Annotated in this window: 5 protein-coding genes and 1 pseudogene; 3 read left to right on the forward strand and 3 right to left on the reverse strand. The window is 64.3% G+C overall.

The window, feature by feature from the left end:
- Positions 1-120: transposase (locus ACESMO_RS10250; protein WP_372706167.1), on the forward strand; the 120-nt coding region annotated here is incomplete at its 5' end.
- A gap of 1,412 nt (positions 121-1,532) precedes the next feature.
- Here ACESMO_RS10250 and ACESMO_RS10255 read toward each other — a convergent pair.
- From ACESMO_RS10255 to ACESMO_RS10265, 3 genes are all read right to left on the reverse strand, one after another.
- The gene (locus ACESMO_RS10255; protein WP_372708058.1) at positions 1,533-1,949 is read right to left on the reverse strand and encodes a hypothetical protein; all 417 of its coding nucleotides are present in this window, start codon (positions 1,947-1,949) and stop codon (positions 1,533-1,535) included.
- Positions 1,950-2,143: 194 nt separating this feature from the next.
- On the reverse strand, positions 2,144-5,608 hold the full coding sequence (gene carB / locus ACESMO_RS10260) for a carbamoyl-phosphate synthase large subunit (protein WP_372708059.1): 3,465 nt from the start codon (positions 5,606-5,608) through the stop codon (positions 2,144-2,146).
- An 11-nt stretch (positions 5,609-5,619) separates the two neighbouring features.
- The gene (locus ACESMO_RS10265) at positions 5,620-5,934 is read right to left on the reverse strand and encodes a hypothetical protein (RefSeq protein ID WP_372708060.1); all 315 of its coding nucleotides are present in this window, start codon (positions 5,932-5,934) and stop codon (positions 5,620-5,622) included.
- 342 nt (positions 5,935-6,276) lie between these two features.
- Here ACESMO_RS10265 and ACESMO_RS10270 point away from each other — a divergent pair, with 342 nt between their 5' ends.
- Positions 6,277-9,327, forward strand: coding sequence for a TonB-dependent receptor plug domain-containing protein (locus ACESMO_RS10270; protein ID WP_372708061.1), 3,051 nt, complete (start codon positions 6,277-6,279; stop codon positions 9,325-9,327).
- Positions 9,328-9,438: 111 nt separating this feature from the next.
- Positions 9,439-9,944: pseudogene (locus ACESMO_RS10275) on the forward strand (hypothetical protein); the annotation flags it as partial.

Below are 9,944 nucleotides of genomic sequence, written 5' to 3' on the forward strand. Positions count from 1 at the left end.
ATCGAGAACATGTTCGGCAGGCTCAAGGACTGGCGGCGCATCCACACCCGCTACGACCGATGCGCACACACCTTCATGTCTGCCATCACTATCGCCGCCACGGTGATCTTCTGGCTATGATCAATGAGTCCTGAGCCTAGAGACGTCGTGCACGATGTCCGCCCCCCACCTGAAGCAGACCCTGGCATGGTCCGCTAATCGGCCTGCATGCCAAGTTGCCCCCATAAGCGCCGAAAACCCATAGCCGATCACCCGGATTACCGATGTGGACGCAGTGAATCGGTGTGCTTCGAAGATTAATTAATCGAGTTTCGCGAGCCGCCGAACAGCGCCGTTTCTTGCGGTTGATTGACGACCAACTTTAGACGAGCGCGCTTGCAATCAGTGCCGTAGCGGCCAGCGCGGCCCCCGCGACCCCGCAAAGGACGATTCCGCGCCCGCCCAATCGTCCCTCGAGCCATCCGGCACGAAAACCGGCCAAAAACTCTCTCATTGGTCTCTCCCGATCTCGTGATCTGAACCAATCAGTCATGGTATTTGTGGGCCGTCAACAACGGCATTGGTCTCAGTCTAATTTCTACCGCATCCAGAACCCTGGCATGTCGGCTTTGGGGTCGGGGAACTAATATCGGGTTTCGGAGCATTGCGGACATACGGCCCCCGCCCCTCGCTAGACATTAATGTAGAAGCCAATGAAGAACATTATTATCTCCCGTAATTCCTGTTCAATCACGCTTCCCAGAAGAAGTTATCAGTTTTGAGCCAGTCATGTTCCGGCGGCCAACCTCCCCTAACGCCGGTCCATGATACTGTGAAAAGTGCCTCCGGTTTGATCAGTTCGCCTGAAATGAACACGTCGCACGCGATACCGAACATAGTTGAGCGCATTGTGACCCTAAGCTCATCTTCGCCGACATGAGTTAGCCAAGGTTCATCAAAGGACTGCCTCACTCCGAACCAACCTCCAGCCTGTTGAGATTCTTCGTCGTTTATAACTATACGCTCTTGCGCCCAGCCTAACCAGCTGAATGCGTTGTCTATGTTCACGAGACTATTGCCGATGCGGTAGTGCCATCGCTGACCGTGCATTTTCATGAGAACATGATGTTATTGGACCAACGAGACGACAAGCGAATTCGTCATCATATTTTCCAGTTAAAAGAAGGTCTGCCTACCATCCGAATCAGTCATTCGGAATCTCCGCTCTCCGGTTGGGAACCGCCCGTCAGAGTCTCACCACTCACTTCAATCCACATTCGACAAAGGCCCAAACGCCTTGTCATCCCGGACGCCGCGAAGCGGTGATCCGGGACGCTCGGGCCCATTGACGCCACCTCCCGGACGCTGCGTCAGCAGCGATCCGGGAGACAGGTCAGGCCACACCGGGACGGCCACCAGTCTCCCGCACAATCGCGCCGCGATTTCCGGCAGGCCCCGACGGTTGGCCACACCCCGTCCCGGATCACCGCTGCGCGGCGTCCGGGATGACAATCGCGCAACGCGGCAGGGACAACCGTCTCCGCGTCACGCCTTCAACGCCGCGCGAAAATGTCCAGCGACATGTGTAGCTCAAGCTGCCGCAACGCGTCCGCGGCTTTCACCAGCGCCATCGCCTCGGCCGGCCGGCCTTCACTGACCAGCCAGGCCGCGTGCAGGGTCGCCAGCCGCACCGCCTCCGCCGGCTCCATCGTCCCCATCGGTGCGTCTAAAGCCAGCAGCGCCTGCAATCCTGGTCCCGCTTCGCCCGCGCCGCGCGGCAGTTGCCCGTCCAGCCCTGCCGCGATCCGGATGCGCGTCCAGCCCTCCTCCATCGCGCGCCGCCTCATATTGGACAGGCCGACATCGAACCGGCGCGCGACCGCCGGCCCGGATTCCCCGGCGACATAGGCGGCCCTGACCCGCGCCCAGGTCTCCGGGCCGCGATATTTGCGCAGACGATGGTGTTCCATGTCGTGGTTATAGTGGGTGTGCACGTCAGGAACGGTCGCGTCGCCGAACAGTGTGTATCGGAAGTCGCGTCCGGGACGGCCGAAACTGTCGAGGGTGTCACGCCCGATGTCGCGCTTGTATCTGACCGGACTGGACGAACTTGAGTGCTTTTGCCGTTCAGAAACTGGTCGAAATCACCGCGAACGCGCCGACCTCAGCCGTAGTCCTGCAACGGCCGCACATCCAGTTCGCCGGCCTTGATCGCGCCGATGGCCTGCGACGCGGCCAGCGCCCCCGCCGCCGTGGTGTAATAGGGGATCTTCATCATCAGGGCGGTGCGGCGCAGGCTGAAGCTGTCCTGCAGCGACTGCTTGCCCTCGGTGGTGTTGATGACCAGCTGGACCCCGCCGTTCTTCATGGCGTCGACGATGTGCGGGCGGCCCTCCAGCACCTTCTTAACGTGACCGACCCTGAGCCCCTGTTCGGTCAGATAGGTGTAGGTGCCGCCGGTGGCGAGGATGGAAAAACCCTCGGCGATCAGGGTCTTCACCGCCTCGACGATGAAGGGTTTGTCGGCGTCCTTGACGCTGACGAAGGCGCAGCCCGCGACCGGCAGGGTGGTGCCGCCGCCGATCTGGCTCTTGGCGAAGGCGCGGGCAAACGCCGGCGCCATGTCGGCCTCGCCCTCGCGCTTCCAGTCCAGCCCCATGACCTCGCCGGTCGAGCGCATCTCGGGGCCCAGGATGGTGTCGACCCCGGCGAAGCGGGCGAACGGAAAGACCGCTTCCTTGACCGCGATATGGTCGTAGGGCTTGTCGGTCAGGCCGAAGGATTTCAGCGGCACCCCGGCCATGACCTTGGCGGCGATGGCGGCGACCGGCAGGCCGATGGTCTTGGCCACGAAGGGCACGGTGCGGCTGGCGCGGGGGTTCACTTCGAGCACGAAGATGCGCGGTTCGGCCGAGTGCGGCTCCTCGATCGCGAACTGGACGTTCATCAGGCCGCGCACCTTCAGCGCCCGGGCCATGGCCTCGGTCTGGCGCTTCAGCTCGGCGACGATTTCGGCCGACAGCGAGAAGGGCGGCATGGAACAGGCGCTGTCGCCCGAGTGCACCCCGGCCTCCTCGATATGTTCCAGCACGCCGGCCACGAAAACCGTTTCGTCGTCGCACAGGGCGTCGACGTCGACCTCGGTGGCGCGGTTCAGATAGTGGTCGATCAGCACGGGGTCGTTGCCCGAGACCCGCATGGCCTCGCCGACGTAGCGGTCCAGCTGTTCGCGGTCGTGGACGATGACCATGCCGCGCCCGCCGAGCACATATGAGGGGCGCAGGACGACGGGATAGCCGACCTCGTCCGCCTTCTGCGCGGCCTCCTCGGCCGAGCGGGCCAGACCGTTGGGCGGCTGCATCAGGCCGATGTCGTGCAGCATGACCTGGAACCGTTCGCGGTCCTCGGCTAGGTCGATGGAGTCCAGCGACGTGCCGAGGATGGGGATGCCGTCCTCGTGCAGGGCGTGGGCCAGCTTCAGCGGGGTCTGGCCGCCGAACTGGACCACGACGCCGATCAGGTCGCCCCTGGACCGCTCGACGTCGATCAGCTCCAGCACGTCCTCGGCCGTCAAGGGCTCGAAATACAGGCGGTCGGAGGTGTCGTAGTCGGTCGAGACGGTCTCGGGGTTGCAGTTGACCATGATCGACTCGACGCCGATGTCCGCAAACGCGAACGCGGCGTGGCAGCAGCAGTAATCGAACTCTATCCCTTGCCCGATCCGGTTCGGCCCGCCGCCCAGAATTATCGCCTTTTTTCTGTCGGTTGGGTTGGATTCGCATTGCGGAACCTGCCCCAGGGCCCCGGTCTCATAGGTCGAGTACATATAGGCGGTGGCCGAGGCGAACTCGGCGGCGCAGGTGTCGATGCGCTTGAACACGGGGCGGACATTCAGGGCGCGGCGCAGGGTGCGGACGGCTTTTTCGGTGCTGCCCGTCAGCTGCGCCAGCCGGGCGTCGGAGAAGCCTTTTGACTTCAGGCGGCGGAAATCGCGGGCGGCGTCCCCTTCTCCCCTCGAGGGAGAAGGTGGCCCGGAGGGCCGGATGAGGGGGCTGCCCGCCTCACGCTCATCGCTCAAAGGCGAGCCTGATGACACAGCCCCCTCATCCGAGCGGCTCCGCCGCCCACCTTCTCCCTCGAGGGGAGAAGGAAAACCGGGAAGCCCCTTCACGCGCAGGTGCCCTTCCTCGCGCACGATGTCGGCGATCTGGCGCAGGAACCACGGCTCGTAGGAACAGGCGGCGTTGACCTCCTCCACGCTCAGACCGTGGCGGAAGGCCTGGGCGATGACCAGGATGCGGTCCGGCGTCGGCTGGCCCAGGGCGCGGATCACGGCGGCGCGGGAACCGGCCTCGTCCTCGACGTCCCCCGGACTTGGGACGACGCCGTCGATGTCGATCTCGTTGAACCCGGTCAGGCCGGTCTCCAACCCGCGCAGGGCCTTCTGCATGGATTCCTGGAAAGTCCGGCCAATGGCCATGACCTCGCCCACGGACTTCATCGCCGTGGTCAGGGTGGGCTCGGCGCCTGGGTATTTCTCGAAGGCGAAGCGGGGGATCTTGGTGACGACATAATCGATGCTCGGCTCGAACGAGGCGGGCGTGACCATGGTGATGTCATTGGTCAGTTCGTCCAGCGTGTAGCCGACGGCCAGACGCGCCGCGACCTTGGCGATCGGGAAGCCGGTGGCCTTGGACGCCAGGGCCGAGGACCGCGACACGCGCGGGTTCATCTCGATCACCAGCATCCGGCCGTCGGCGGGGTTCAGCGCGAACTGGACGTTGGACCCGCCGGTCTCCACCCCGATCTCGCGCAGCACGGCGATGCTCGCCGTCCGCATCCGCTGGTATTCCTTGTCGGTCAGCGTCAAGGCCGGGGCGACGGTGATGCTGTCGCCGGTGTGCACCCCCATCGGGTCGATGTTCTCGATGGAGCAGATGATGATGCAGTTGTCCGCAGTGTCGCGGACGACCTCCATCTCATACTCCTTCCAGCCCAGCACGCTCTCCTCGACCAGCACCTCGGTGGTCGGCGACAGATCCAGGCCGTGCGCGACGATCTCGTAATATTCCTCGACATTATAGGCGATGCCGCCGCCGGTTCCGGCCAGGGTGAAGGACGGGCGGACGATGGCGGGCAGGCCGACGAAGGCCAGGGCGGCGTCGGCCTCGTCGATGTGGTGGATGGCCTTGGAGCGCGGGCTTTCCAGCCCGATCTTGTCCATGGCGTCGCGGAATTTCTGGCGGTTCTCGGCCCTGTCGATCACGTCGGCCCTGGCCCCGATCATCTCGACGCCGTACTTTTTCAAGGCACCCGAGGCGTCCAGCGCCAGCGCCGTGTTCAACGCCGTCTGGCCGCCCATGGTCGGCAAGAGGGCGTCGGGCCGCTCCCTGGCGATGATGCGCTCGACGAAGTCCGGCGTGATCGGTTCGATATAGGTGGCGTCCGCCACCTCCGGGTCGGTCATGATGGTGGCGGGGTTGGAGTTGACCAGAATGACCCTATATCCCTCAGCCTTCAGTGCCTTGCACGCCTGGACGCCGGAATAGTCGAACTCGCACGCCTGACCGATGACAATGGGCCCCGCCCCGATGATCAGAATCGACTGAATGTCCGTACGTTTGGGCATCTCGGCCTCCTCTAGTTGGTCACGACCGCGCACTCCCAGCCGTCATAGTCCAGCTGGAAGGCCGCGGCCCAGGATTGCATCATGGACGAGACCGGGGCGAAGGACACCTCGTCCACGGCCATCGTCGTTTCGAGAACGGTCGAGTCATCCGATCCGCGCGTGATGAAACCGGCGCGCCGCGCGACCTCATTCAGGTCGTCGTGGTCGCCCTCCCCGTTGAAGTAGAACAACGTGTGCCGCGGTGTGACGCCGGTGTCACCGTGCTCGGCCAAGGCCGCACGCACCATGGCGTCGCGCTCGTCGTGCGGGACATCGGAGGCGGTCACGGGGCAAGCTCCTGGCGCGCGCGGAGCCGCGAACGGCGATGCGCCGCGCGGTTTCAGATCGGGTTGTCGGCTAAGCGGCTCGTCTAGAGATGGCGAGCCCATGCGACAAGACGAAATCCGCGTCTTGGAATCGTCGCGCGCCACACCGTGCGCGGCCAAGAAGCGACACCTCGGTCGCAAAAGCATCCAAAACCTGTCGTAAAGGGGGATAATGGCAAGGTGCCGCCTTGCTTGACCCATTCCTTGAGAGCAGGGGTAGTAACGGGTCAGCAAGTTAGTGGCTAAGCTATCCTGCGACCAGCGCCGTCACGCTCCACCAGTTTCTTTTTCAGGATTGACTTTATGACCTTGCAGAACCGACTGCGCGACACCTCGGCCTTGGCGGGCGGTTTATTCGCCGTCCTTTTGTTCGCCAGCCCCGTCCTGGCTCAGGACCCCCAGACTGCGCCCCAGACCGAGGAAGAGGCGCAGGACGAAGCGTCCCAGGTCGAGGACGTCATCGTCACGGGGTCGCGCATCCCCCAGAACGAGTTCACCAGCGCCTCGCCGCTGCAGGTCCTGACGACCGAGCGCGCCGAGCAGCGGGGCCTGAGCGACACGGCCCAGTTGCTGCAGAGCTCGACGCTCGCGGCCGGTTCGCCCCAGGTCAACTCCACCATCTCCAGCGCCTTTGTCACCGACGGCGGTCCGGGTGCCGCGACGATCTCGCTGCGCGGCCTGGGCGCGAACCGCACCCTGGTGCTGCTGAACGGCCGTCGAGCGGGCCCGGCCGGCACGCGCGGCGGCGTGTCCGCCTTCGACCTGAACGTCATTCCGCAGTCGGCGATCAATCGCGTCGACGTGCTGAAGGACGGCGCTTCGTCCATCTACGGTTCCGACGCCGTGGCCGGCGTGGTCAACCTGATCACAGAACGCGCCCGCGACGGCGGCGAGATGTCGGCCTTCGCCAGCCTGCCCTTCGAACAGGGCGGCGAGCAGTACAACGTCGCCGGCAGCTGGGGCAAAACCTTCGACCGCGGCTATCTGAACATCTCGGGCGACTATTACCTGCAAGAGAAGCTGGCCGCCGGAGAGCGCGACTATCTGGTCTGCCGCAACCAGTTCCTGTTCGAGCCGGGCACCAGCAACCGCACCGACCGCGTCGATCCCCGCACGGGCCAGCCCCAGTGCACGGACCTCGCCTTCGGTCAGGTCTTTGTCTACGGTGCCAACTTCTCGGGCCGTCCGGGTCGCTTCCAGTTCGATTATGACGGCAACTTGGGCCAGTTCATTCCGACGCGGCCGACGAACCCGGCGGTCAGCGCCCGGTACCCGAACGCCCCGGCCGGCTTCTTCCTGGTCAACTACGACGCCGCCTCGCGCGCCGTGACCAACAACCTGTCCGACTTCGCGCTCGAAGAGTCGATCATCCCCGAAACCGAGCGCTACACCGCCTTCGTCGAAGGCGCGTATGAGCTGGGCGGTGGGGTCGAGGCCTATGCCGAACTGCTGCTGAACCGCCGCGAGAGCCGCACCGACAGCTATCGCCAGTTCTGGAACTACACCTATACCGCCGACTTCCTGGACTTCTACTACGGTCCCGGCGCGGGTGGCGATCCGGTCACGGGCTTCACCGGCCTGAACATCCTCAGCGCCACGCCGGTCACCGATCACTTCGACCAGTCGCAGACGGTGGACTACGCGCGCGTCGTGCTCGGTTTGCGTGGCGAGATCGGCGGCGGCGGCTTCCTGGACGGCTGGCAGTGGGACGTCTTCGGCCAGTACAGCCGCTCGGACGGCGAATACACCTCGGACGTCATCCTTCAGGACGCGGTCGATTCGACCAGCTTCAAGACGGCGTCGTGCGTCGGCACCAACCTGCCGGTCAGCGGCCGTCCCTGCATCGACGTCGATTTCACCAATCCGGAGTTCCTGCGCGGAAATCTGACGCAGGCGGAACGCGGCTTCCTGTTCGACAACGAAACCGGCAACACGATCTATGAGCAGACCTATCTGGAAGGCTCGCTGGCGGGCAATCTGTTCGACCTTCCGGCCGGTCCTCTGGGCGTCGCCGTCGGCTTCCACGTTCGTCGCGACGAGATCGTCGACACCCCCGGCGCGGTCACCCTGGCCGACAACAGCTGGGGCCTGAGCGGCGGCGGCATCACCGAGGGCACGGAAGAGACCAAGGAGGTCTACGCCGAACTGGCTGTGCCGCTGTTGGCGGACCTGCCCTATGTCCAGAGGCTCGATCTGTCCCTGTCGGGCCGCTACACCGACACCGAGACCTCGGGCGACGCCTCGACCTACAAGATCGGCCTGAACTGGGCGATCAGCGACACGATCCGCATCCGCGCCACGCACGGCACGTCGTTCCGCGCCCCGGCGCTGTTCGAACTGTATCTGGCGGACCAGACCAGCTTCGTCGGCCAGCGCAACGTCGATCCCTGCCTCAACCTGGACCTGCGCGTCGCGGACGGCACCTTGCAGACCAGCGATCCCATCTACGTCAACTGCCGGAACCCGGCCGGACCGGGTGGTGGCGTGGCCGGCGACTTCACCGGCGGCATAGTGTCGGCTGAAGTCGTCACCGGGGGCGGCCTGGGCGTGCTTGAGCCCGAAACCTCCAAGGCCACTGTGATCGGCGTGGTCCTGACCCCGCCAGACAGCAACCTCAGCCTGGCGCTGGACTATTTCGAGATCAAGATCGAGGATCAGGTCGACGTCCTGGGCGCCGGCGGCATCCTGGCGGCCTGTTATCTGTCCGAGACCTTCCCCACCGATCCGATCTGCGATCAGTTCGATCGTGATCCGACCCTTGGCGGCAGCATCGTCCAGATTCGCGACAGCTTCCTGAACATCGCCGAACAGAACAACCGTGGCCTGGACTTCACCGCGCGTTGGTTCGGTGACTTCAGCTGGGGCACTCTGACCCTCGACAGCCAGACAACCTGGACGCTGGAAACCAACCAATCGACGTTCGCCGATTTCAGCACCGATTTCCGGGGTGACGTGGGCAATCCCGAACTGGTCGGCAACCTAAACGCCATCATCGACCGGGGTCCCTGGACCGCGTTCTGGGGCTTCGACTGGATCGGCGGACAGGACAACCGTCCCGATCGCGTTCGCAACGGTCGATCGCAGTTCCAGACCATCGAAGGTCGCGTGGGACTGCTGAAGGCGGAAGCCGAGTTCACCGGCTTCCACAGCGTGTCGCTGGCGTATGAAACCGAGGGCGGCGGTTGGGCCGGAGGCTGGAAGGTCTCGGGCGGCGTCGCCAATCTGTTCGACGAACTGCCTCCGGCGGCCTCGTCGGCGGCGGTCGGCACCCAAGGCAACTCGATCCTGTCGTCGCAATATCAGGAAGCCTATTACGGACGTCGCGCCTTCGTCCGTTTGGCCAAGTCTTTCTAACAACCGTCGATTTCGACTAGACGGGGGCGGCGGAGCGATCCGCCGCCCCTAGTCAATTGGTGGGTGGACTGGACGAAAAGGTCCGCGTCAGGGCGCGGCGGTGGAGACGGCATGGCGATCATCAAGGGCATCAAGGACACGCTGAACGAACAGGTGGCCCGCTTCGAGCAAGCACCGCTGACACAGCCCGTTTTGATGAACAGCGTGCCCAAGGGCGGCACTCATCTGTTGCGCAACATCCTGCGGATGTTCGTGCCGGTACATCAGCATCACGACCGGGATTTCGTGCAGATACCTAACATGCACGAGCACCTGGACGCCTTCAATCCGAGGGCTCCGAAGCTGTCCAGCGGGCATCTGTTGTTCAGCGACCAGTCTCTGGCCAACATCCGCTTCGCGCGACACATCCTGCTGGTGCGCGATCCCTATGACTGGGTGCTGGCTCGCGCCCGATTCTTCGTGTCCGAAGAGTTCGAGCAGGAGAACATCGCCCATCTGAAGTCGGGCGTGTTTTCCGCCGAGTCGATCCTCAACATGATGATTTTCGGCATCCACCAGAAGTCGCCGGCCCTGATCGACATCTTCACTCACAACGCGGCCGCCTGGCTGGGCACGGG

Source organism: Brevundimonas sp., from assembly GCF_041688735.1.
Lineage (GTDB): Bacteria > Pseudomonadota > Alphaproteobacteria > Caulobacterales > Caulobacteraceae > Brevundimonas.